At 65.5% G+C, this 21,658-nt stretch carries 21 protein-coding genes; 8 read left to right on the top strand and 13 right to left on the bottom strand.

What is annotated here, in order from left to right; genetic code table 11:
* Positions 1–8 precede the first annotated feature (8 nt).
* Positions 9–497 (bottom strand): 5-(carboxyamino)imidazole ribonucleotide mutase, encoded by a 489-nt coding sequence (gene purE / locus EPD66_RS04985; protein WP_142847386.1) that lies wholly within the window; start codon positions 495–497, stop codon positions 9–11.
* A 128-nt stretch (positions 498–625) separates the two neighbouring features.
* On the bottom strand, positions 626–832 hold the full coding sequence (locus tag EPD66_RS04990) for a YdcH family protein (protein ID WP_142847387.1): 207 nt from the start codon (positions 830–832) through the stop codon (positions 626–628).
* Positions 833–949: 117 nt separating this feature from the next.
* On the opposite strand from EPD66_RS04990, the gene EPD66_RS04995 reads away from it, so the two are divergent.
* Positions 950–2,086, top strand: coding sequence for an ATP-dependent 6-phosphofructokinase (locus EPD66_RS04995; protein ID WP_142847388.1), 1,137 nt, complete (start codon positions 950–952; stop codon positions 2,084–2,086).
* 35 nt (positions 2,087–2,121) lie between these two features.
* On the opposite strand, the gene cysQ is transcribed toward EPD66_RS04995, so the two are convergent.
* A complete protein-coding gene (cysQ, locus tag EPD66_RS05000) occupies positions 2,122–2,895 on the bottom strand; it encodes a 3'(2'),5'-bisphosphate nucleotidase CysQ (RefSeq protein WP_142847389.1) in 774 nt (257 codons plus the stop codon).
* Between the two features lie 58 nt (positions 2,896–2,953).
* Complete coding sequence (locus EPD66_RS05005; RefSeq protein ID WP_142847390.1) at positions 2,954–5,299, bottom strand: xanthine dehydrogenase family protein molybdopterin-binding subunit; 2,346 nt, start codon at positions 5,297–5,299, stop codon at positions 2,954–2,956.
* Between the two features lie 102 nt (positions 5,300–5,401).
* Between EPD66_RS05005 and EPD66_RS05010 the strand changes: the two genes are divergently transcribed.
* The gene (locus tag EPD66_RS05010; protein WP_142847391.1) at positions 5,402–5,767 is read left to right on the top strand and encodes a PilZ domain-containing protein; all 366 of its coding nucleotides are present in this window, start codon (positions 5,402–5,404) and stop codon (positions 5,765–5,767) included.
* Positions 5,768–5,770: 3 nt separating this feature from the next.
* Here the strand turns inward: EPD66_RS05010 and EPD66_RS05015 are convergent, their stop codons facing one another.
* The 3 genes from EPD66_RS05015 to EPD66_RS05025 form a co-directional block, all read right to left on the bottom strand.
* Complete coding sequence (locus EPD66_RS05015) at positions 5,771–6,463, bottom strand: MgtC/SapB family protein (protein ID WP_142847392.1); 693 nt, start codon at positions 6,461–6,463, stop codon at positions 5,771–5,773.
* Between the two features lie 129 nt (positions 6,464–6,592).
* Entirely contained in the window at positions 6,593–7,939 is a 1,347-nt protein-coding gene (locus EPD66_RS05020; protein WP_142847393.1) for an AarF/ABC1/UbiB kinase family protein, read from the bottom strand.
* Positions 7,936–9,738, bottom strand: a complete 1,803-nt coding sequence (locus EPD66_RS05025) for a M3 family oligoendopeptidase (RefSeq protein WP_142847394.1) — start codon at positions 9,736–9,738, stop codon at positions 7,936–7,938. The genes EPD66_RS05020 and EPD66_RS05025 overlap by 4 nt, the downstream gene beginning before the upstream one ends.
* 126 nt (positions 9,739–9,864) lie before the next feature.
* On the opposite strand from EPD66_RS05025, the gene EPD66_RS05030 reads away from it, so the two are divergent.
* On the top strand, positions 9,865–11,703 hold the full coding sequence (locus EPD66_RS05030; protein ID WP_142847395.1) for a long-chain fatty acid--CoA ligase: 1,839 nt from the start codon (positions 9,865–9,867) through the stop codon (positions 11,701–11,703).
* 263 nt (positions 11,704–11,966) lie between these two features.
* Here EPD66_RS05030 and EPD66_RS05035 read toward each other — a convergent pair whose 3' ends face one another.
* The 3 genes from EPD66_RS05035 to EPD66_RS05045 all read right to left on the bottom strand — a co-directional run bounded on the left by EPD66_RS05035 (position 11,967) and on the right by EPD66_RS05045 (position 13,785).
* Positions 11,967–12,284, bottom strand: coding sequence for a chaperone modulator CbpM (locus EPD66_RS05035; RefSeq protein WP_142847396.1), 318 nt, complete (start codon positions 12,282–12,284; stop codon positions 11,967–11,969).
* Between the two features lie 29 nt (positions 12,285–12,313).
* A complete protein-coding gene (locus EPD66_RS05040; protein ID WP_142847397.1) occupies positions 12,314–13,243 on the bottom strand; it encodes a DnaJ C-terminal domain-containing protein in 930 nt (309 codons plus the stop codon).
* 65 nt (positions 13,244–13,308) lie between these two features.
* Positions 13,309–13,785, bottom strand: a complete 477-nt coding sequence (locus EPD66_RS05045; protein WP_142847398.1) for an RT0821/Lpp0805 family surface protein — start codon at positions 13,783–13,785, stop codon at positions 13,309–13,311.
* Between the two features lie 177 nt (positions 13,786–13,962).
* On the opposite strand from EPD66_RS05045, the gene pdxH reads away from it, so the two are divergent.
* The gene (pdxH, locus tag EPD66_RS05050) at positions 13,963–14,550 is read left to right on the top strand and encodes a pyridoxamine 5'-phosphate oxidase (protein WP_142847399.1); all 588 of its coding nucleotides are present in this window, start codon (positions 13,963–13,965) and stop codon (positions 14,548–14,550) included.
* Between the two features lie 8 nt (positions 14,551–14,558).
* The gene (locus EPD66_RS05055) at positions 14,559–15,491 is read left to right on the top strand and encodes a cation diffusion facilitator family transporter (RefSeq protein WP_142847400.1); all 933 of its coding nucleotides are present in this window, start codon (positions 14,559–14,561) and stop codon (positions 15,489–15,491) included.
* 55 nt (positions 15,492–15,546) lie between these two features.
* Here EPD66_RS05055 and EPD66_RS05060 read toward each other — a convergent pair whose 3' ends face one another.
* Positions 15,547–16,281 carry a GGDEF domain-containing protein gene (locus tag EPD66_RS05060; protein ID WP_142847401.1) on the bottom strand — a complete coding sequence of 245 codons (735 nt, stop codon included), beginning with the start codon at positions 16,279–16,281 and terminating at the stop codon, positions 15,547–15,549.
* Positions 16,282–16,437: 156 nt separating this feature from the next.
* Here EPD66_RS05060 and EPD66_RS05065 point away from each other — a divergent pair, with 156 nt between their 5' ends.
* The 3 genes from EPD66_RS05065 (at position 16,438) to EPD66_RS05075 (ending at position 19,388) form a co-directional block, all read left to right on the top strand.
* A complete protein-coding gene (locus EPD66_RS05065) occupies positions 16,438–17,979 on the top strand; it encodes a bifunctional aminoglycoside phosphotransferase/ATP-binding protein (protein WP_142847402.1) in 1,542 nt (513 codons plus the stop codon).
* Between the two features lie 75 nt (positions 17,980–18,054).
* A complete protein-coding gene (locus EPD66_RS05070) occupies positions 18,055–18,927 on the top strand; it encodes a universal stress protein (RefSeq protein ID WP_142847403.1) in 873 nt (290 codons plus the stop codon).
* A 203-nt stretch (positions 18,928–19,130) separates the two neighbouring features.
* The gene (locus tag EPD66_RS05075) at positions 19,131–19,388 is read left to right on the top strand and encodes a hypothetical protein (RefSeq protein ID WP_142847404.1); all 258 of its coding nucleotides are present in this window, start codon (positions 19,131–19,133) and stop codon (positions 19,386–19,388) included.
* Positions 19,389–19,463: 75 nt separating this feature from the next.
* On the opposite strand, the gene EPD66_RS05080 is transcribed toward EPD66_RS05075, so the two are convergent.
* Both EPD66_RS05080 and EPD66_RS05085 read right to left on the bottom strand, forming a co-directional pair.
* Entirely contained in the window at positions 19,464–20,906 is a 1,443-nt protein-coding gene (locus EPD66_RS05080) for a deoxyribodipyrimidine photo-lyase (protein WP_142847405.1), read from the bottom strand.
* A gap of 71 nt (positions 20,907–20,977) precedes the next feature.
* Complete coding sequence (locus tag EPD66_RS05085; RefSeq protein ID WP_142847406.1) at positions 20,978–21,655, bottom strand: phosphoesterase; 678 nt, start codon at positions 21,653–21,655, stop codon at positions 20,978–20,980.
* Positions 21,656–21,658: the final 3 nt, after the last annotated feature.

Consider the following 21,658-nt stretch of genomic DNA (forward strand, 5'->3'; position numbering starts at 1 on the left):
AGGAGTGTTCACTTGTCTTCCGGGGTTTCGGCCACGGCGGCGGTCTGCCGCTCGCGCCATTCATCCAGTTTCAGGGCCACCGCCGGGTCGTTCAGGGCGATCACCGAACCGGCCAGCAAGGCGGCGTTGATGGCCCCGGCCTTGCCGATCGCCAGCGTTCCCACCGGCACGCCGCCCGGCATCTGGACGATGGAAAGCAGGCTGTCCATGCCCTTCAGGGCCTTGCTTTCGACCGGCACGCCGAAGACCGGCAGCGGCGTCATCGAAGCGCACATGCCCGGCAGATGGGCGGCCCCGCCGGCCCCGGCGATGATCACCTTGAGGCCGCGCCCGCGGGCGCTGGTGGCGTAATCGTAAAGCCGCTGGGGCGTACGGTGGGCCGAAACGATCTTGGTTTCGAAGGCGACGCCGAGCTGTTGCAGCGTCTCGGCGGCATGGCGCATGGTTTCCCAGTCGGATTGACTGCCCATGATGATGCCGACGACCGGGTTTTCCATGCTAATTCGCCCCTTCCTGCGGAGAAGGCTCGGGATTATAGGCCGGGTGCGTCACCACGCAAGAAAAACCCCTCTGCGGCGGCAGAAACAGGCACTATATTCCGGAAGATAGGGATCAAGGATCGCCCTCAGGCGATGATATCGGGTACCAGTTGGTCCTCGATGCGTGCGATCAGGTCCTTCAGTGCCAGCTTGCGCTTTTTCAGACGCTGAATCTGAAGCTGGTCGATAGGGTGGGTCTCGACCAGGCGCGAGATCACGTCGTCGAGATCCCGGTGCTCCATACGCAACTCGGCAAGTTTGCGTCGCAATTCTTCGGTGTTGTTGTCGATCATCGCCGCACTGTCGGATGTTTGTGCGATTGACATTATCAGAAACCGTTCCAAAACGGTATGACTGATGGCAGGGGGCGCCCCAAAGGCCGTAAAACTGTAACAGCGGAAGGGATTGTCATGGCGGATAAAAAGCGCATAGGCATTCTGACGAGCGGCGGCGATTGCGCCGGCCTGAACGCGGCGATACGCGCCGTCGTGCATCGGGCGATCCGCACCTACGGCTGGGAAGTCTATGGCATCCGGGACGGTTCCCTGGGCCTGATGCGCCGCCCCCTGGAATTCGAGAAGCTGGACCTGCGGCTGTTCACCGGCAATATCCTGCGCATGGGCGGCACCATCCTGGGCACCACCAACAAGGGCGATCCCTTCGCCTTTCCCATGCCCGACGGCACCCGCAAGGACATGTCCCAGGATTTCGTGGACGGCGTGAAGGAATTGGGGCTGGACGCGCTGATCGTCATCGGCGGCGACGGCAGCATGCGCATCCTGCGCCAACTTTGCCAGCGCGGCGGCATCCAGATGGTCGGCATCCCCAAGACCATCGATAACGACGTCCACCTGACCGAATATTCCATCGGCTTCACCACCGCCGTGAACGTGGCGGTCGAGGCGCTGGACCGCTTGCAGCCCACGGCGGCCAGCCATCACCGCGTCATGATCCTGGAAGTGATGGGCCGCGACGCCGGGCACATCGCCCTGAATTCCGGCATCGCCGGCGGCGCCGACGTGGTGCTGATCCCCGAGATCCCCTACACCCTGGACGGCATCGTCAAGAAGCTGAACGAGGTCCGCGACGAGGGCCGCAACCATGCCCTGGTGGTGGTCGCCGAGGGCGTGAAGACCGAGGACGGGCAGAAGGTGACGCTGACCTGGAAAGGCGGCGAATCCCGCTATGGCGGCATCGGACACTGGCTGTCGGACCGCCTCGCCACGCTGGTCCAGGCCGAAACCCGCGTCACCGTACTGGGCCATGTGCAGCGCGGCGGCATGCCCTCGATGCGCGACCGCCTGATCGGCTCGGCCTTCGGCGTTCATGCCGTCGATCTGCTGGCCGCGGGCAAGGTGGACCGCATGGTGGCTTGGCAGAATCGCGGCGTGGTGGACGTGCCCATCGACGACGTGGTCGGCGTCTATCGCTGCGTTGATCCCGACGGGCCGCTGGTCACCACCGCCGAAGGGGTCGGCATCTATGTCGGCGACCGCCAGGCCGCGCAAAGCCACCGCCAGCGGCCGGACGTGAAGGTCGGGGAATAAGGGCAGGAGGCGGGAACAGGGGGCCCGCCGTCTTCCTACGCCTTGCCGCAGGCGACGAAATGGGGATTGCGGAAGCCGTCCTTGCCATAGAGCAGGGGCGCCCCGCCCAGCTCGACCACGGTGCCCCCGGCCGCGGCCAGCACGGCATGACCGGCGGCGGTGTCCCATTCCATGGTCGGCCCGAAACGCGGATAGAGGTCCGCCTCTCCCGCCGCCAGCAGACAGAATTTCAGCGACGACCCCGCCGCCACCTGGCGAGCCACCGGACGTCCGGCCAGGAAGCGTTCCATGGCCTGCGGATCGCCATGCGAGCGCGAGCCCACCACCGTCAGCCCTTCCGGCGGTACCGCGCGCACCGAAATGCCGCGCCGCCCCTGCCCGTCCTCGGCGAAGGCCGCACCATTCGCCCCGGCGAACAGCCGCCCCAGGGCGGGGGCGAAGACCACCCCCAGGACCGGACGGCCCTGTTCGATCAGGGCGATGTTGACGGTGAACTCGCCGTTGCGGGAGATGAATTCCTTTGTGCCGTCCAGCGGATCGACCAGCCAAAAGCGCCCGCCCGAGATATCGGGGCGAGCCCCCGCCGCCATCGCTTCCTCGGCGACCGCCGGAATATCCGGGGCCAGTTCCGCCAGCCCGGCCAGGATCACCGCCTCGGCGCGCTGGTCGGCCTCGGTCACCGGCGAATCGTCGCCCTTGCGTTCGACGGAGAAGTCCTGGGCGTAGATTTCCATGATCTCGTCCCCTGCGCGGCGGGCGAGGGCGCAAAGCTTGTTTAAGGAAAGGGCGGCAGCGGTGGTGGTCGTCATGATGGCTCGGCTCCTGATTGGCGCCACCATACCCAGCTTGGAAGGATGAGGCGAGCCTTTACGTCCCGAAACGCCCCGCCCTCTGCTGCTGGATCGCCTTCCACACGCGATGGGGCGTGGCGGGCATGTCGACGTGACGGATGCCCAAGGGGGAAAGGGCATCGACCACGGCATTGATCACGGCGGGCGCCGCGCCGATCGTGCCTGCCTCCCCCGCCCCTTTCACGCCCAGGGGATGGGTCCTGCAGGGAATGGATTCGTCGGTCGCGGAGTCGATGCGGGGCAGGAAATCGGCGCGGGGAACGGCATAATCCATGAAGCTTCCCGCGAGCAGCTGGCCGCTTTCCGGATCATAGGCCGCCATTTCCCACAGGGCTTGGCCGATGCCCTGGACGGTGCCACCATGGACCTGACCTTGCAGCAGAAGCGGGTTCAGCACCACGCCGAAATCGTCGACGATGGTATAGCGCAGGATGCTGGTTTCCCCCGTTTCCGGGTCCACCTCCACTTCGCAGATATGGCAGCCATTGGGATAGGTGCCAGCGGCGGGCTTGAAGCTTTCCGTCGCATCCAGGCAAGGCGTCATGCCCTCGGGCAGATGGTCGGGATCGCGGGAGGCGCGGGCCAGTTCATCCAGCGTGATCGAGCGCTCGCTGCCCGGAAGGGTGAAGCGGCCATCGGCGAAGGAAAGGTCTTCTTCCGGCGCTTGCAGCAGATGGGCGGCCAGCCGCTTCGCCTTGGCCTGTACCGCCTCGATGGCCTGGGCCAGGGCCGCCCCGCCGACGGGGATGGAGCGCGATCCGCCGGTGCCGCTGCCGGTGGCGACCACATCCGTATCGCCCTGGTGGACCTTGATGCGCGACAAAGGCAGGGACAGCCCGTCGGCCACCATCTGGGCATAGGCGGTCTCATGGCCTTGGCCGGTGGATTGGGTGCCGATCAGCACGGTGGCATCGCCCTCGGGGGACAGCATGATCCGCGCCGTTTCCGGTCCTCCGCCGCCACAGGCTTCGATGTAATAGGCCAGCCCGATGCCGCGCAGCCTGCCGTTCTTCGCAGATTGCTCGCGCCGGGCGGGAAAGCCGGACCAGTCGGCGCGCGCCATGGCCTGGTCCATCAGACGGGCGAAATCGCCGGAATCATAGGTCTTGCCGCCCGAGGTGGTGAAGGGCATCTGCTCAGGCGCGATGAAGTTCCGCCGCCTGATCTCGTCGGGCGCCAGTCCCGTCTCGCGCGCCGCCGCATCCACCAGCCGCTCGATCAGATAGGCCGCCTCCGGCCGCCCCGCCCCGCGATAGGCATCGACCGGGGCGGTATTGGTCAGGGCGCAGCGCACATGGACATGGAGATGAGGCGTGCGATAGACGCCGGACAGCATGCCGCTGCCGCCCAAGGTCGGGATGAAGGCCCCCATCTGCGAGACATAAGCTCCCAGATTGGCCACCGTCTCGACCTTCAGCGCCAGGAAATGGCCGTCCTCGTCCAGGGCCAGCCGGGCATGGCTATGATGGTCGCGGCCATGGGTATCGGTAAGGAAGGCCTCGGAGCGGTCGCCGACCCATTTCACCGGGCGTCCCAGCTTGCGCGCGGCATAGAGCACCAGCGCATGCTCGGGAAACAGGAAAATGCGCATGCCGAAACCGCCGCCCACATCCCCGGCCACCACGCGCATCTTTTCTTCCGGAATGCCGAAGACATGGCGGCACAGCCATGTGCGCAGGCTGTGCGAGCCCTGGCTGCCGGTATAGAGGGTGAAACGGTCCTCCGCCTCGTCCCACTGGCCCAAAGCGGCACGGGGCTCCATGGCGATGGGGGCGACACGGTTGTTGATGAGGTCCAGGCTGACGATGCGGGCGGCCGATTGGAAGGCCTCGGCCACGGCGGCCTCGTCGCCCATTTCCCAATCCACGATCAGATTGTCCGGATGACTGTCATGGACAGCGGGCGCGCCGGCCTCCAGCGCATCCATCGCCTCGGCCACGGCAGGCAGGGGATCGTAGTCCACCTGTACCAGTTCGGCGGCATCCCGGGCCTGGGCCTGGGTTTCGGCGATCACGATCGCCACTGCCTCGCCGACATGGCGCACCACGCCCTGGGCCAGCGGGCGGCGGCGGGGGGCCGTCATCCGGCTGCCGTCGCGATTCTGGGGCAGGAAGATGGTGGGCACGTCGCCGATGCCGTCCGCATCCAGGTCGGCGCAGGTGAAGATGTCGATCACGCCCGGCATGGCGCGGGCGGCCTCCAACGCGATGGCTTCGATGCGCGCATGGGCATAGACCGAGCGCACCACCACCATATGGGCCTGATTGGGCAGGCTGCGGTCATCCGTATAGGTGCCCTGCCCCGTCAGGAAGCGCCGGTCTTCGACGCGACGGATGGGCTGGCCTGCGCCGAAACGTCCCATATCCCTGCTCCCCTGGTTGTCGTTCCTCCGCCGATAGAATGGGCATGGCAGCGTCTCTCGCCAAGGGTTCGTCTATCGGGGGTGGAAAAGAAGTTAACAATAGTGCAGCATCAAGAAATGTTGCATTTCTTCGCCACGCTTTTCGGCAGGGATCGACGCCTGCAACCACGCCACCCCTGCCGCCTGCGGGTGACGCTGGGTGTGCCCGGCCGGCGCAGCCCCATCGGTGGCACGATCCGCAACATCAGCACCGAAGGCTTCCTTTTCACCCCCCATGGGCAAATGGGCTTCGTTCCCGCCCATGCGGTGCGCCTGACCGTGGGCGAGCAGAGCTTCGCCGCGCAGGTCCAGCAACGTTCCGCCCATGGCCTGCATTGCCGCTTCGTCCGCCCGCTCTCGCAGGAGCAATTGGCCGCCCTGCTGCGCCTATCCGGCGCGGAAGCGGCAGAGGAAGTGGAACCGGCCTGAAGGTCAGTCCCCGGTCGGCGAGATGCGGAATTCCAGGATGTCGTCCCTGGCCCGCAGATCCGCCGCCAGCGTCTCGACATTTTCCTTCCGCACCGTCTTGATGACCATGCGGTATTCGAAGACGGCCCCGCTTTCGCTCAGGCGGTAGCTCATGTTCGAGATGCTGAAGTCGTGATCCTCGATCAGCTTCCGCACGTCGGGTTCCGCCAGCACCTGTTCCTTGCGGAAACGGATCAGGTGCTGGGCATAGAATTGCGTCGGCATGCGGTATTCGATCAGGCGGAATACGGCGAGCGTCAGCAAGGTTCCCGCCGTCGCCACGATAGCCGGGAAATAGAAGCCGATGCCGAACAGGATCCCCAGGGCCGAGGTGATCCAGATCGAGGCGGCGGTGGTCAGGCCGCGCACCGACAGGCCTTCCTTGAAGATGACCCCGGCCCCCAGGAAGCCGATACCGGTCATGATGCCTTGGGCCATGCGGGTGGGATCGGTGCGGATGGTTTCCATGGGGGCCGCGCCGATCCATTGCCATTGATAGGTGGTCACCATCATCAGCAGGGCCGAGGCGAGGCAGACCAGGGCATGGGTGCGGAAACCCGCCGGACGGCCATGGAAGCTGCGTTCCAGCCCGATCAGGCTGCCGGCCGCCCAGGCGGCAGCAAGGTGCAGCGCCATCTCCACATAGTCTTGGGGCATTTACGGGTGCTCTCTTGGAGGAACCAGTCATGCGGACCAAGAAGATGTGACACTTCCATGACAGGGGAACAATCACCCCTGAGGGCCATAAGCCCTCAAATGGTTAGAGCAAAAACATATGGAGGAAAATCATATGGCCGCCGGCAGGTCCACTGCCCGCAACGCCTCGGTCTGGCGGCGGGTCAGTTCCTCCACGTCGAAATCGCCGATCATGTCGTGGAAAAGCCGGTACCAGTTGATCTCGGCCTTCAGGTGCAGGAAGACCGATCCCAGGCCGATGGCGGCGCGGTCCATCAGCACGAATTCCCGGGGCGGACTGACGCCGCCGACGCGGCGCAATTCGCGATGGACCCGCTCGGCCACCTCGCGGCCATAAAGCCCGCTATTGGTTTCCTGGATCATGCGCTTGCGGTCTTCCAGCAGCGGCGCATAGACGAAACCGGCCCAGATGTTCAGGACCTCCATCACCTCGGGCTTGAGGTCGTTGAACCCCCAGCTGCGATAGGCTTCCGCCGCCAGTTCCTTGTCCTCGGTCTGCAGGGCGCGGTACAGGTCGATGACGCCCTTGACGAAGCTGGGCGGGAAGACGCGGATGGCGCCGAAATCCAGCAGATTGATGCCGAGGTCCGGACGCACGGTGTAATTGCCCAGATGCGGGTCGCCGTGGATGACACCGTAATAGTAGAACGGCACATACCAGGCGCGGAACATGTTGTAGGCTAGTGTGTCGCGCGTTTCCTGGTCGGCCTCGCTGAAATCCAGGATGCGGCTTCCTTCCAGCCAGGTCATGGTCAGCAGGCGCTTCGTCGTCAGCTCCGGCACCACCTCGGGCACATGCACGCCGTCCTCGTCGCGCAGCATATGGGCGTAGAGCCGCATCTGCTTCGATTCCCGCAGGTAATCCAACTCCTCGCGCAGGCGGTCGCTGATTTCCGCGTGGATATTGCTGGTATCGATGGACGGGTCATAGCGCTTGTAGATGCCGAAGATCAGCCGCAGCTGCCGCAGGTCGGCTTCGACCACCGAGGTCATGTCGGGATATTGCAGCTTGCAGGCCAGCAGCCGCCCGTCATGGCCGGTGGCACGGTGGACCTGCCCCAGCGAGGCGGCCGCCGAGGCCTCCTGCCCGAAGCTGGCGAAGCGCTTCTGCCAGTCCGGACCAAGCTCGGCGGCCATGCGGCGCTTGACGAAGGCCCAGCCCATCTGCGGCGCATTGGCCTGCAACTGGGCCAGTTCGATGGCATATTCCTGGGGCAGCGCATCGGGGATGGTGGACATGATCTGTGCCACCTTCATGAGCGGGCCCTTCAGCCCGCCCAAGGCCGCCTTCAGTTCCCCGGCATGACGGCCGCGGTCCAGCTTGATGCCGAACACCCGCTCGCCCGCCAGCCGGGCCGCCAGTCCGCCGACGGCGGTCGAGACCTGCGCATAACGCTTGACCCGCCCGCCGATGCTGTTTTCCTCGCCGTTGCTCAGCTCAAGCTCTCCAGTTCGTCGATGAAGCCGCCAATGACGTTCAGCCCCCGGCGCCAGAAGGCCGGGTCGCTGGCATCCAGCCCGAAGGGGGCCAGAAGCTCCTTGTGCCGCTTGGTGCCGCCCGCCTGCAGCATCTCCAGGTACTTCGACTGGAATTGCGGCGCGCCCTGCTGATAGACGTCGTAGAGCGAGTTCACCAGGCAGTCGCCGAAGGCATAGGCATAGACGTAGAAGGGCGAGTGGATAAAGTGCGGAATATAGGCCCAGAAGTTCCTGTATTCCTCGCCGAAGCGGAAGACCGGCCCCAGGCTTTCATACTGCACCGACATCCAGATCTCGCCCAGGCGCTCGGCGCTCAGTTCACCATTGCGGCGTTCCTCGTGAACCTGGCGCTCGAACTCGTAGAAGGCGACCTGGCGCACCACCGTGTTCAGCATGTCCTCGACCTTCGAGGCCAGCATGATGCGCTTGCGCTTCGGGTCCTGTTCCTTGCGCAGCATGGCCTGGAAGGTCAGCATCTCGCCGAAGACCGAGGCCGTCTCGGCCAGGGTCAGCGGGGTATGGGACAGCAGCGGCCCCTGCTTGCCCGCCAGCACCTGATGGACGCCATGGCCCAGTTCATGGGCCAGCGTCATCACATCGCGGCTCTTGCCCAGGTAGTTGAGCAGCAGATAGGGATGCGCCGACGGCACGGTGGGATGGGCGAAGGCGCCCGAAGCCTTGCCCGGACGGGCCGGGGCATCGATCCAGGCATTGTCGAAGAAGCGCTTGCCGACTTCCGCCAGATCCGGCGAGAACTCGCCATAGGCTTGCAGCACGCAGTCGCGCGCCTCGTCCCAGCGCCACAGCTTGTCGTCGTCATCGGGCAGCGGGGCGTTGCGGTCCCAGTAATCCATCTGCTCGACACCGAACCACTTCGCCTTCAGGCGGTAGTAGCGGTGCGACAGGTTGCCGTAGGAGCCCTTGACCGCCGCCACCAGGGCGTCCACCACCTCGTCCTCGACCTGGTTGGCAAGGTTGCGCGACGAGGTCGGGCGGGCATAGTTGCGCCACTTGTCCTCGATCTCCTTGTCCTTGGCCAAGGTGTTGGTGACCAGCGCGAACAGGCGGATATTCTCGCCCAGCACCTTGCCCAGGGACTTCGCCGCTTCCTCGCGCTTGGCGCTGTCCTTGTCGGAAAGCTGGTTCAGCGTCTCGGTCAGGGTCTTCTCGGTGCCACCCAGCGGGAAGCGCAGATTGGCCAGCGTTTCGTCGAACAGGCGGTTCCAGGCGGAACTGCCCGTGACGTCCTTCTCGTGCAGCAAGCGCTCCAGGTCGTCGGAAAGCTGGTGCGGGCGGAAGACGCGCAGGTCGCGCAGCCAGGAACGGTAATGGGCCAGGCGGGGCGAGGCCAGCTTCTCTTCCAGCGCCGCATCCTCCAGCCGGTTCAGCTCCAGCGTGAAGAACAGGGTATGGGTCGAGATATCGTTCACCCTTTCCTGCATCACCTGATAGAAGCGGCCGCGCTCGGGATCGGCCACATTGCCGGCATAATGCAGGTAGGCGAAGCTCATGATCCGGCCGAGGATTTCGCTGATGGCCTCGTATTCCTCGACGGCGCCCCCCAGCTCGTCGCCCGACATCTCGGCCAGGCGGCCCTGATAAGTGTTGCTGAAATCCTGGGATTTCCGCTCGACCATCTCCAGATCATTCTTAAGTTCCGGTCCATCAACCGAAGGATAGAGGTCTCGCAAATCCCATTCGGGCAGATTTCCAAGCTCTTCACGTTCCGCCGAAACTGCCGCTATTGCTTCACTCATCCAGATGCTCCTTGCGCCAGACAGCCATATGGGTATCCACTCGAAATTCGCCAACCGCGCCCGAGAATGATCCCTATGTAGGAAACGAGGCGCGGCGAGGAAACCATAAGGGGAGAAATTCCAGGCATGGACTATGCTTCCGTCCGCAACCTGACCGCCATGTTTTTTGATCAGGCCAAGCGCCTGGGAGACAAGCCTTTTCTGTGGGAAAAACAGAATGGTGTCTATGTCTCCCGCAGCTGGCGCCGCGTGGCGGAACAAATCCGCGAACTCGCCCGCGGCCTGCGCGCCCTGGGCATCGGGCGCGGCGACCGGGTCCTGCTGGTCTCGGAAAACCGCCCGGAATGGCTGATCGCGGATATCGCCATCATGGCCGCGGGCGGTATCACCGTTCCCGCCTTCACCACCAACACCTGTCCCGACCATCAGCACCTGCTGAACAATTCCGGCGCCAAGGCGGTGATCGTCTCGAGCCGGAATCTGCTGGAAAAGGTTCTTCCGGCCGCCTGGCAGGTGCCGCAGAACCCGCTGATCATCGTCATGGAGCCCTTGCCGCCGCGCCAGCAGAGCGGCGTGACCGTCCTGCCCTGGGAACAGGCCGTCGCGGCGGGACGGGAAGCCCCCGACGAGATCGACCGCATCATCGCCGAAACGGCGCGCGACGACACCGCCTGCCTGATCTACACCTCGGGCACCGGCGGCGCCCCCAAGGGCGTGATGACCCATCACGGCGCCATCATCCATAATTGCATGGGCGCCTATGACGTGCTGTGCGAACTGGGGCTGGCCGACGAGGTCTTCCTGTCCTTCCTGCCTCTGTCCCATTCCTACGAGCATACGGCGGGGCAATTCTTCCCGATCTCGCTGGGGGCGCAGATCTATTACGCCGAAGGCGCCGACACGCTGGCGGCCAATATGCTGGAAGCCCGCCCGACCATCATGACCGCCGTGCCGCGCCTCTACGAGATGATGCGGCTGCGCATCCTGCGCGGCATCGAGCGCGGCGACGAGCGCAAGCGGCGATTCTTCATGCGGGCGCTGGAACTGGGCGGCAAGGCCTATGAGCGCCAGCGCATGTCCCTGCGCGAGCGGCTGGAGAATTGGGCCCTGGACTTCCTGGTCCGGCGCAAGGTCAAGCAACGCTTCGGCGGCCGCCTGAAGGCGATGGTTTCGGGCGGCGCACCGCTGAATTACGAGGTGGGCCTGTTCTTCACCGCGCTGGGGGTGCGCATCCTGCAAGGCTACGGCCAGACCGAAACCGGCCCGGTCATCGCCGTCAACCGGCCCGGCAAGGTCAAGCTTCACGCCGTCGGCCCGCCGATGAAGGAGGTGGACCTGCGGATCGCCCCGGACGGCGAGATCCTGGTGCGCGGTGAGCTGGTGATGCAGGGCTATTGGGGCAATCCCGAAGCCACCGCCCAGACCATCACCGACGGACGCTGGCTGCATACCGGCGACATGGGCGAACTGGACGAGGACGGCCATCTGGTCATCACCGACCGCAAGAAGGACATCATCGTCAATTCCGGCGGCGACAACATCTCACCGCAGCGCATCGAAGGCTTCCTGACCCTCCAGCCGGAAATCGCCCAGGCCATGGCCTATGGCGACCGCCGCCCCCATCTGGTGGCCCTGCTGGTGCCCGATGCCGAATGGGCGCAATCCTGGGCGCGCCAGAACGACAAGCCGCAGGAGCTGGAACAGCTGATCGAAGACGCCGACTTCCGCCGGGTCATCGCCAATGCCGTCGAGCGGGTCAACACCAACCTGTCGCCGCTGGAGAAGATCCGCCGCTTCACGATGATTCCCGAGCCCTTCTCGGTGGCGAACGAGATGATGACCCCCACCCTGAAGATCCGCCGCCATATCATCCGCCAGCATTACGGCGACAGGCTGGAAGCCCTGTATAACGAACGACGCCGCCGCTCTCGCGGGGGTGAAGAGGAAGCGGCGGCGGGGGAATGAAGACTGGCGGGCTGCTTTCGGCCCGCCCCACCCTTCGAGACGGCCCTTCGCGGCTCCTCAGGGTGAGGCTGGTTTCTTGTTCTTTCTCAACAAGATCACCCTCATGCCGAGGAGTCCGGAGGGCCGTCTCGAAGCATGGGCGACGGCCCATTCAGAGTGCTGCCGAACCCTTTTTTCTTCGTCGCTCCCGCTTGCGCGGGGGCGAGGATGCATTGCGGGCGAGATCGGCCTTGTCAGCAGCCTGCAGGACGGCCGCCCATCCCCTACCCCTCCGCCTGGAGCAGCTTCTCGATCTCGGCGCGGGTTTCCGGCGGCAGGTGCTGGATCAGGTCCCTGATGCGGTGCAGGCTGGTGCGGGCGGCGTAGAGCTGGTCGAGCAGCGACAGGATGACGGGGACGGCCTCGTCGTTGACGGCCATGTCGCGTTTCAGCTCGCAGATCAGTTGAAGGCGGGCCACGTCGCTTTCATCGAAGAACCAGTCGTCCTCCTGCCGGGTCGGCTTGACCCAGCTCTGCTCCACCCACAGGGTCAGGTCGGCCCGCTCCAGGCTGAAGGTGACCAAGACTTCCTCGAAGGTCATTGCGGCCCCCGTCGTTATTCCGTCCCTACCTATTCCATGCCGGCCTTGCGGCGCAGATCGGCACCGCTATTACCTTGCCAACGTTTCAGAAACGCTTCCAGTTCCTTGTCCGGGGGATCGGGCAGCATGACCTTCAGGCGCACGAACTGGTCGCCCCCGGCAATGCCCTTGCCGCGCAGGCGCAGCACGGTTCCGCTGTTGGAATGCGGCGGAACGGTGAGCGCCACCTTGCCGTCCACGGTGGGCACGGTGATCTTGCCGCCCATGACCGCTTCCTGCAGCGTCACCGGCACCTCCACATGGATGTCGTTGTCGCGGCGCTCGAAGAAGGGATGGGGCTCGACGGTGATTTCCACCAGGGCGTCGCCGGCCGGGCCGCCGCCGCTGCCGGGGCTGCCCTGGCCCTTCAGACGCAGGGTCTGCTTGTCATGGGTGCCCGGCGGGATGCGCACATCCAGCGTCTTGCCGTTGGGCAGGCTGATACGCTTGGTCGCGCCGACGGCGGCATCGACGAACGAGACCTTCAGGGTATAGCGGGCGTCGCGGCCCTTAGCCCGGGTTTCCCAGGACTCTCCGCCGCCGAAGCCGAAATTCCATTGCTGGCGCCCCTTTTCCTTGCGGCGCATCATCTCGGCGAAAATATCGTCAGGATCGAAGCCGTAATCCGCGCCTTCGCGGTATTTGGCGCCCCCGGAGCCCTCGCCATAGCTGCGCCACGAGCCCCGGCGCATCCGTTCGGCGCCCGAGGCGTCGATCTCGCCGCGGTCGAAGCGCGCCCGCTTGTCGGGATCGGAGAGCAGGTCATAGGCGGCCGAGGCGGCCTTGAAGCGATCCTCGGCCTTGCGGTCGCCAGGATGCAGGTCGGGGTGCAGTTCGCGGGCGAGCTTGCGGTAGGCTTTCTTGATTTCGTCCTGACTCGCCGTCTTGGCGATTCCGAGAATCTTGTAAGGATCTTCCACGAGTCAGTCCCTTCGACAGAAAAAGGACGAGCGCATTTCGCCCGTCCTTTCCCTTTCCTAGCCGATCATTGAACGATCTTCCAGCTTCCATCGGGCTGACGGCAGGCCGTGCCATAGCCTTGTTCGGTCTGGCCGCCCACGGTGATGGTCGTTTGGTATTCACGGCAATATGCGCCGGTCGAGCTGGTGCCGTCGCGCACCGGCGTGAAGGTGCCGGAATTGCCGCTATTCGGGTTGTTCCAGGCGATGGTTTCGCGCATCGGGGCGGTATAGGCGCGCTGCTGCGCGGCCATGGCCGCCTGGCGGTCTGCGGCATCGAGCGAACGGCCGACTTCGCTGCCCACATAGGCACCGATCAGCGTACCGAGTGCCGTGGCGGCAAGCTGGCCTCTGCCGCTGCCGAATTGGGCACCGGCAAGGGCGCCGCCGACACCCCCCAGCACGGCACCACCGGTCTGCTTGGTTCCCATACCGTCCGTGGCGCAGCCGGTCAGCAGGGCCGCGACAAGAGTAAGGGGGATAAATTTGCGAGCAAAGTTCATCGCCTGTTCCATATCACTCGATGGGTTGGTCCCGTTGCCCAAAATGGGGCAGTCAAAACGCCGACACAAGGCCGCCATTCTTGCCTAGGTGCGGAATTGGGCTTTTGTATGGCGTCCCGGGGGATTAAAAACTTCCGAGTCTCATACAGCCATCTCCACGACGCCACAAGGTTGCCCATGACCAGCGCGAACGCCGCCCCCTTCGATACCTTCGCCCAATGGATGGCCGAAGCCGAAGAGAAAGAGGTCAACGATCCCAATGCCATGGCGGTGGCGACCAGCACGCCTGACGGCCATCCTTCGATCCGCATGGTCCTTCTCAAGGACTGGGACGAAAGCGGCTTTGTCTTTTATACCAATTTTGAGAGCCGGAAGGGCACACAGATTCTGGGCAATCCGAACGTGGCGCTGCTGTTCCACTGGAAGTCTCTGCGCCGTCAAGTGAGGATCGAGGGTCCGGCCCTGCCGGTTTCCGACGAAGAGGCCGATGCCTATTTCGCCACCCGGCCGCGCGCCAGCCAGATCGGCGCCTGGGCCTCGCAGCAATCCCGTCCTTTGTCGGGACGCTTCGAGCTGGAACGGCGGATCGGCGAATATGCCGCCAAATTCGGCCTAGGCAAGGTGCCGCGCCCGCCCCATTGGTCGGGTTTCCGGGTGCGCCCCGATTATCTGGAATTCTGGCAGGACCGCCCCTTCCGCCTGCATGAGCGCACCGTCTACCGGCGCGACGGCGAAGGCTGGCAGGTCGAGCACCTGTTTCCCTAGGGGCGGGGATGGAAAGCAGCTCCCCCCAATTGGCGCAGCCCCCGGGCCGCAAGGACGACGAAAGGCTGATGCGGCTGGCGACCTATGCCGCCGTCGGCACCGCTTTGATTCTGGTGGGCGTGAAATTCGCCGCCTATATCGCCACCGGCTCGGTCGCCATGCTGTCCACGCTGGTGGATTCCGCGCTGGATGCGGCGGCCTCGATCGTCAATCTGTTCGCCGTGCGCCACGCCCTGCAACCCGCCGACCGCGAACACCGTTTCGGCCACGGCAAGGCAGAACCCCTGGCCGGGCTGGGCCAGGCCGCCTTCATCACCGGATCGAGCATCTTGCTGCTGTTCGAGGCAAGCTCCCGCCTGCTCGACCCGCAGCCCATCGCGCGCGGGGAATGGGGCATCGCCGTGATGGTCTTCTCGATCCTTGCCACCCTCGCTCTGGTGCGCTTCCAGAAGCATGTGGTGGCGCGCACCCGCTCGGTCGCCATCGACGCCGATTCGCTCCATTATACCGGCGACCTCCTGATCAACGGCAGCGTCATCCTCTCGCTGCTGCTCGCCATGTATCTGGGCTGGACCTTCCTGGACCCGCTCTTCGCGCTGGGGATCGCCGCCTTCCTGCTCTACAACGCCTTCACCATCGCGCGCACTTCGCTGAACCTGCTGATGGACCGGGAATTCCCCGACGAGGACCGCGAGCGCATCCGCCGCATCTGCACGGAGCATCCCGGCGTGATCTCGATGCACGACCTGCGCACCCGTTCCTCCGGTCCGCAGGATTTCATCCAGCTTCACCTGGAAGTGGACGGCGAGATGAGCCTGCGCGCCGCCCATGACATCGCCGTTGCGGTGGAGACGCGCATCCTGGAAGCCTTCCCCAATGCGGAAGTGATCATCCACCAGGACCCCGCGGGCGTCCGCGAGGAACGGCCGGAATTCGGGTGAAGAGGGATGCACAGGAAGGGGGCAAGAACTTGGCCCGCCGGGCTGGCTATAAGAGTCAGCCCTCCGGCCCCTTGAGCACGCCCATGCAGGCGGGCGCGAGGATGCCGTCCTTGTAGCGCCAGGCGGCGTTCTTGCCCTTGCGCTTGGATTCCATCATGGCGAAGAAGGCCTTGCGGATCAGTGTATCGACATCGGTGCCGTCGTCCGGGGCGATGCCGATGCCGATGGACAGGCCCAGGGGCTGGAAGCGGCCACCGATCTCGATGGCGGGGCGGAAGGCCGCCAGGATCTTGCGGGCCACCACCACCGCCCCTTCGGCATCCTCGACCTCGGGCAGCAGCACGACGAATTCGTCCGGGCCCACGCGCGCCACGGTATCCATCTGCCGCACCGCCTTGCTCAGACGATGGGCCGCCGCCGCAAGCAGCCGGTCGCTCTCGCGCTGGTCGAACGTCTCCTTCACGCGGCGGAAATCGTCGATATCCAGATAAAGCGCGGCCACGCAGCCGCCGCAGCGCTGCGCCCGCAGCAAGGCGCGCTCGACGCGATCGTCCAGCAGGGTCTTGTTGGCCAGCCCGGTCAGCGGATCACGCAGGAAGAGATTGCAGATGCGCAAATGGCCGCGCAGGGACTGCCAGGCGATGTACCCCGCCGCCACGGCACTCCCGGCAACCACGATTCCCATGAGATTTTCGTTCTGAGCCTGCAGGATCGCCAGCCCGGTTGCGGCCGTCCCTGCTGCCGCTCCCAGCGCGGCAAAGGCTGCTCCCATATTTCTTTTTAGAGCCATCCCCGTCCCCTTGTGCACGCGCAGGATGAACTCCTTGGACCTTTCCGGAAAGTCATACAAAAGGCCTGCACTATATATGACTTTTGGCTTGGTCTCGCATCCTTGCCCCCACGCTCAATACGGGTACCCTGACAGCCGCAACAAGGAGGGCCTGCGATGATCCCCGAAAGCCAGCGCGACATCGTCCGCCTGCTGTCCCGCGAGGATGGCTTCGGCGGTGGCGCGCTTTCCTGCCAGGAGACTCATATCTCGGCCATTTTCATTTCCGGCGACGAGGTCCTGAAGCTGAAGAAGGCCGTCACCCTCCCCTTCCTCGACTTCGCGCCGCCCGAGAACCGCCGCGCCGCCTGCGAGGCGGAACTGGCCCTGAACCGCCGCACCGCGCCCGACCTCTATCTCGGCATCACCACCGTGACGCGGGAAGCCGACAGCAGCCTGGCCCTGGACGGCGCGGGCGAGGCGGTGGAATGGCTGGTGCACATGCGCCGTTTCGACCAGTCCACCCTGTTCGACAGATTGGCCCAAGAGGGACGCCTCGACCGTCATCTGCTGATGGACCTGGCCGAGGACATCGCGCGCTTCCACCGGAATGCCCAGCCGCGCCCGGACCAGGGCGGCCTGTCGGGCATGGCCTGGATCATCGACAACAACCTCGCCGCCTCGCGCCCCTTCTCCCCTTCGGTCTTCCCCGCCGAGGCGCTGGAAAACCTGGCCGCGGCCTCGCAACGCTGGTTGCGGCGCCTGACGCCGCTGCTGGAGGAGCGCCGCGCGGAAGGCTGGGTGCGGCTGTGCCATGGCGATCTGCATCTGGGCAATATCTGTCTGTTCCAGGGCCGTCCGACCCTGTTCGACGCCATCGAATTCAGCGAGATGATCGCCTGCATCGACACCCTTTACGACCTCGCCTTCCTGCTGATGGACCTGGAACAGCGGGGCCTGCGGCGCGAGACGTCCTGGGTGCTGAACCATTACCTGGACGTGACCGGCGACCGCGGGGCGCTAGCCGCCCTGCCCTTCTTCCTATCCTGCCGGGCCGCCATCCGCGCCCATGTCAATGCCGCCATCGCGGCAGGCGAGGAAGGCGAGGCGAAAGCCGCGCGCGAGAAGCTGGCCCGGGACTATCTGGACCTCGCCACCCGTTACCTGCATCCGCCCACCCCCCGCCTGGTCGCCGCCGGCGGCCTGTCGGGCAGCGGCAAGTCGCGGCTGGCGCGCGAGATCGCGCCCTATCTCGGCGGCAAGGATGCCTGCGGCCCGGGTGCGGTGGTGATCCGCAGCGACGTGTTGCGCAAGCAGCTGGCGGGCATCCCCCTCGACCAGCGCCTGGGGCCGGAGGGCTATACCCCCGAAATGAGCAGCCGCACCTATGACGCCCTGATGACGGCGGCGCGCAAGGCCCTGGCGGACGGCCAGATGGTGATCGCCGACGCCGTCTTCGCCCGGCCCGAGGAACGCGAAGCCATCGCGGCGGTGGCGCGCGAGGCCGGGGTGCCCTTCGACGGCTTCTGGCTGCACGCCGATCCCGAGGTGGCGGCCCAGCGCATCCGCAAGCGCCGCCGCAATGTCTCGGATGCCACGCCGGACGTGCTGGAACGCCAGCTTTCCTACGACATCGGACCAATGCGCTGGCAGGTGATTCCCAGCTCGGGGCCCAAGGACAAGACCGTCAGGACCGTTCGCGCCTCATTAGGCATATAAAATCAAAGGTCTTTTGCATTCCGCCCCGAAGGGGCGCATACTTCAAGAACCGAATCCATTCGAAGGAGGAAGGCCATGTCAGGTTTCAAGAAGATCCTGGTCCCGCTCAGCGATGCCGAGACCGGTGAAACGCCGCTGACGGCAGCCTTCACAGTAGGACGCGACTTCGCATCCCACGTCACCGCCCTGCATGTGCGCAACGACCCGGCCAATGCCATTCCGCTGGTTGGCGAGGGCATGTCGGGGGCCATGGTCGACGAGATGATGGACATGGCCGAGCGCCAGGCCGCCGAACGCGCCGCCCGCACCCGGAAGATGTTCGAGCATCTGCGTGAAAGCCTGGGCGTGCCGCTGGCCGAGACGCCCCCTGCCCCCGACCATCTGTCGGTGGCATGGAGCGAGGAGACGGGCCGCGAAGAGGATCTGGTCGCCCGGCGCGGCCGCCTCTGCGACCTGCTGGTCATGGCCCGCGCCTTGCCCGACCGCGACCTGCCCTCGCTGCTGACGATCAACGCCGCGCTGATGGAAAGCGGCCGTCCGCTGCTGCTGACCCCGCCGGAACTGGGCAACGGGATCGGCCGGCGCATCGCCATCGCCTGGAACGGCAGCGTCGAAGCCAGCCGCTCCGTCCATTTCGCCCTTCCTTTCCTGCACCGCGCCGACGAGATCGTCATCCTGTCCGAGCGCAGCGACGCCGGAGAGGAAACCCAGGGACCGGGTGAAATGGCCCGCTACCTGGCGTGGCACGGCCTGCAGGCCAAGGCCCATGCCTTTACCGCACGGGAAAGCAGCACCGGCGCCACCCTGCTGGCCGAAGCCAAGGCGATGGATGCCGACCTGCTGGTGATGGGGGCCTATACCCATTCCCGCCTGCGCCAGCTGATCCTGGGCGGCGTGACCCGCCACGTGTTGCACAACGCCACCATTCCGGTTCTGCTGTCGCATTGAGCCAGGAGGAGAAGACGCAAGGAAGCGTGCGGGAAACAGGCCCCATGAGAGTGCTTCCCGCCCTTCCGAGCAATGGAAAAACCTCAGAATTTATGGTACTAATAAACTGTATCCTCCGGTAATTCCCGGAGTGACGCGAGCCGAGGCCCCCTACGCTACGGCACGAGACCCCGGCTGCTTTTGCGATACCGAGGGAGGATGTCATGCTGACGCTCCAGGATTGCATCGGCTATTGCGGCCTTACCCCCGAACAGCTGCATGCCATCGCCGATCACGAACACATCCCCGACATGGTGGCGGTCGAATGGGCTGAAACCATGCTCGCCAAGCCCAATGGCGAGGTCATCGTCGAAAGCATCATCGCCGATGAGATCGCCATCCTTTGCGCGCATGGGGACATCGTTTGCGCCGAACGCTACCGCCAGGCCCTCGAAGAATTCATGAGGGAACATCCGCGCTAGCGCGGCCTGGGACGGGATGGACCGGAAGGGACCGGCAGCTCTCCATCGGCCGGGAATTCCCTTACCGTCCGAGCCTCATGCCGCCCCGCGCGAACGGATCTCCTCATAAGCGTTGAGGGCACGCCGCCGCGCCGCGCCATGATCCACGATGGGCCGGGGATAGGTCCTGCCCAGCGCCACGCCGGCCTCGGCCAGGATCATCGACGGTGCGTTCCAGGGGCGATGGATGTGCAGATCGGGCAGCTTCGCCAGTTCCGGCAGCCATTGCCGCACATAGCGTCCGCGGGGATCGAATTTCTCGCCCTGCAACACGGGATTGAAGACGCGGAAATAAGGCGCGGCATCGGCGCCGCAGCCGGCCACCCATTGCCAGCTTGCCGCATTGTTGGCGAGGTCGGCATCGACCAGACTGTCCCAGAACCATGCCTCGCCCTTGGACCAGGGCAACAGCAGGTCCTTGACCAGGAAGGAGGCGACGATCATGCGCACCCGGTTATGCATCCAGCCGGTCTGCCGCAGCTGGCGCATCCCCGCATCGACGATGGGGAAGCCGGTCCGCCCACCGGTCCAGGCGCGATAGGCCTCTTCGTCCTCGGCCCAGGGAAAGGCGGCGAATTCCCGCCGCAAGGGACGGTCGGGCAGATCGGGGAACGCCATCAGCAGATGATGGCTGAACTCCCGCCAGCCGAGCTCGCGCAGAAAGGCCTCCGGGCCCGCCCCCGACTGCCGCCGCCCGCGCACCGCATGCCAGATCTGGCGGGGCGAGATTTCCCCGAAATGCAGATAGGGCGAAAGCCGTGACGTCCCGGGCAATTCCGGACGGTCGCGGGTGACGTGATAGCGGTCCACGCCATCGGCCAGGAAATCCTGCAACTGCTCCTGGGCCGCCGCCTCGCCGGGCTGCCATGACTCGGCCAGTCCGTCCGACCAGTCGGAGCGGCCGGGATGCAGGCGCAGATCCTCCAGGGCCAATCCTGGGGGCGCCGCCGCAAGAGCTTGGATCCGCTCCGGCGCGGGCAACGGCCGGGTGAGGTGCAATGCCTCGTTCGCCGCCCGCCAGAAGGGGGTGAAGACCTGGAAATAGGTACCGGAGCGCGTGCGGACAGTTTCGGGCTCGTGCAGCAGATAGCCGGAGAAACGTCGCGCCCGGATGCCCGCCGCCTGCAACCGCCCCGTCAGTTCCGCATCCTCGGCCTCGGTGGCCGGTTCGTAAAGGCGGGACCACAGCACCGCCTTCGCCCCCGTCTCGATAGCCAAATCCGCCACCGTCTCGGCCCAAGGGCCATGGCGCAGCAGCAAGGATGCTCCCCGCTCTTTCAGGCTGTCGGACAGGGCGTCCAGGCTGTGATGCAGCCACCAGCGGCTGGCACGGCCCGGACGCCAGGGACGTTCGGGCCGGTCGTCCAGCACATAGACCGGCAGGACCGGCCCCTCCTCGGCCACGGCGGCATGCAACGCCGCATTATCCGACACGCGTAGGTCACGACGAAAGACGACGAGATTGGGCCCGGACGTCATGAGTCTCGCAATACGACTAGAGGATGGGATTACCCTTCCATTTGGGGTGGGCGGCGCGGCCGTTCAATCGGCTACGGACGCTCCGCCTCCAGTCGTGCGCGCGGCAGGGCACGGATCTTGCTGTCGCCCAGCATGAAGACGTGGAAGCTCCGGCGGAACAACGGCTTGAAGCTGGGATCGAGCACGTTCACCCCGCCGCCATAGGCGCCGAAAGCGGGCAGGATCAAACGTGCACCATCGGTGACGAAGCAGGGCCGGGTCAGCACCTGCCCAGCCAGATTCGTGCTGGCCTTGGGATGTAGGAAGGCCGAGACCTCGCCGGGCGCGGCATCGGGCTTGGGCTTGCGGCGGAAGACCAGGGATCCGAGCGGCAATTCCTCGACCGCCTCGCCGCCGCAAGGCGGAGGAACGGCATCCGCCCGCCCCGTCACCCAGATCCAGCGCTGGGCGCCGACCAGCTTGGACAGGTCGCGCGCCTCCTTCGCCTCCAGGGTCTGGCCCTGCGGCCCGAACAGGCTGTCATCCAGGCAGACGACGCTGCGCGGACGGAACAGGCGCAGGACTCCGGCCAGCCGGTCCAGCGTATAGCGGATGTCGAAAGGCGCCTCCGCCTGACGCGCCCGGGCCGTCCGGCCGCTGACCAGGGCGGGCTTGTCCAGATGCAGATCGGCCAGTGCGATCAGCCTTTCCTTGGGCCAGACCAGCACGCCGTTCAGATCGGGCAGCAGATGGGCGTCGTTGACCAGCATGGT

Source organism: Telmatospirillum sp. J64-1 (assembly GCF_006980715.1).
GTDB classification, from domain to species: domain Bacteria; phylum Pseudomonadota; class Alphaproteobacteria; order Rhodospirillales; family Magnetospirillaceae; genus Oleiliquidispirillum; species Oleiliquidispirillum nitrogeniifigens.

Excerpts from the sequence above, each read along its gene's own strand:
- cysQ (WP_142847389.1), bottom strand. The coding sequence starts at position 2,895 with ATGACGACCACCACCGCTGCCGCCCTTTCCTTAAACAAGCTTTGCGCC.
- EPD66_RS05035 (WP_142847396.1), bottom strand. The coding sequence starts at position 12,284 with ATGACCTTCGAGGAAGTCTTGGTCACCTTCAGCCTGGAGCGGGCCGAC.
- EPD66_RS05065 (WP_142847402.1), top strand. The coding sequence starts at position 16,438 with ATGATCCCCGAAAGCCAGCGCGACATCGTCCGCCTGCTGTCCCGCGAG.
- EPD66_RS04995 (WP_142847388.1), top strand. The coding sequence starts at position 950 with ATGGCGGATAAAAAGCGCATAGGCATTCTGACGAGCGGCGGCGATTGC.
- EPD66_RS04990 (WP_142847387.1), bottom strand. The coding sequence starts at position 832 with ATGATCGACAACAACACCGAAGAATTGCGACGCAAACTTGCCGAGTTG.
- EPD66_RS05080 (WP_142847405.1), bottom strand. The coding sequence starts at position 20,906 with ATGACGTCCGGGCCCAATCTCGTCGTCTTTCGTCGTGACCTACGCGTG.
- pdxH (WP_142847399.1), top strand. The coding sequence starts at position 13,963 with ATGACCAGCGCGAACGCCGCCCCCTTCGATACCTTCGCCCAATGGATG.
- EPD66_RS05070 (WP_142847403.1), top strand. The coding sequence starts at position 18,055 with ATGTCAGGTTTCAAGAAGATCCTGGTCCCGCTCAGCGATGCCGAGACC.
- EPD66_RS05045 (WP_142847398.1), bottom strand. The coding sequence starts at position 13,785 with ATGAACTTTGCTCGCAAATTTATCCCCCTTACTCTTGTCGCGGCCCTG.
- EPD66_RS05005 (WP_142847390.1), bottom strand. The coding sequence starts at position 5,299 with ATGGGACGTTTCGGCGCAGGCCAGCCCATCCGTCGCGTCGAAGACCGG.
- EPD66_RS05085 (WP_142847406.1), bottom strand. The coding sequence starts at position 21,655 with ATGCTGGTCAACGACGCCCATCTGCTGCCCGATCTGAACGGCGTGCTG.
- EPD66_RS05055 (WP_142847400.1), top strand. The coding sequence starts at position 14,559 with ATGGAAAGCAGCTCCCCCCAATTGGCGCAGCCCCCGGGCCGCAAGGAC.
- EPD66_RS05060 (WP_142847401.1), bottom strand. The coding sequence starts at position 16,281 with ATGGCTCTAAAAAGAAATATGGGAGCAGCCTTTGCCGCGCTGGGAGCG.
- EPD66_RS05025 (WP_142847394.1), bottom strand. The coding sequence starts at position 9,738 with ATGAGTGAAGCAATAGCGGCAGTTTCGGCGGAACGTGAAGAGCTTGGA.
- purE (WP_142847386.1), bottom strand. The coding sequence starts at position 497 with ATGGAAAACCCGGTCGTCGGCATCATCATGGGCAGTCAATCCGACTGG.
- EPD66_RS05075 (WP_142847404.1), top strand. The coding sequence starts at position 19,131 with ATGCTGACGCTCCAGGATTGCATCGGCTATTGCGGCCTTACCCCCGAA.
- EPD66_RS05015 (WP_142847392.1), bottom strand. The coding sequence starts at position 6,463 with ATGCCCCAAGACTATGTGGAGATGGCGCTGCACCTTGCTGCCGCCTGG.
- EPD66_RS05030 (WP_142847395.1), top strand. The coding sequence starts at position 9,865 with ATGGACTATGCTTCCGTCCGCAACCTGACCGCCATGTTTTTTGATCAG.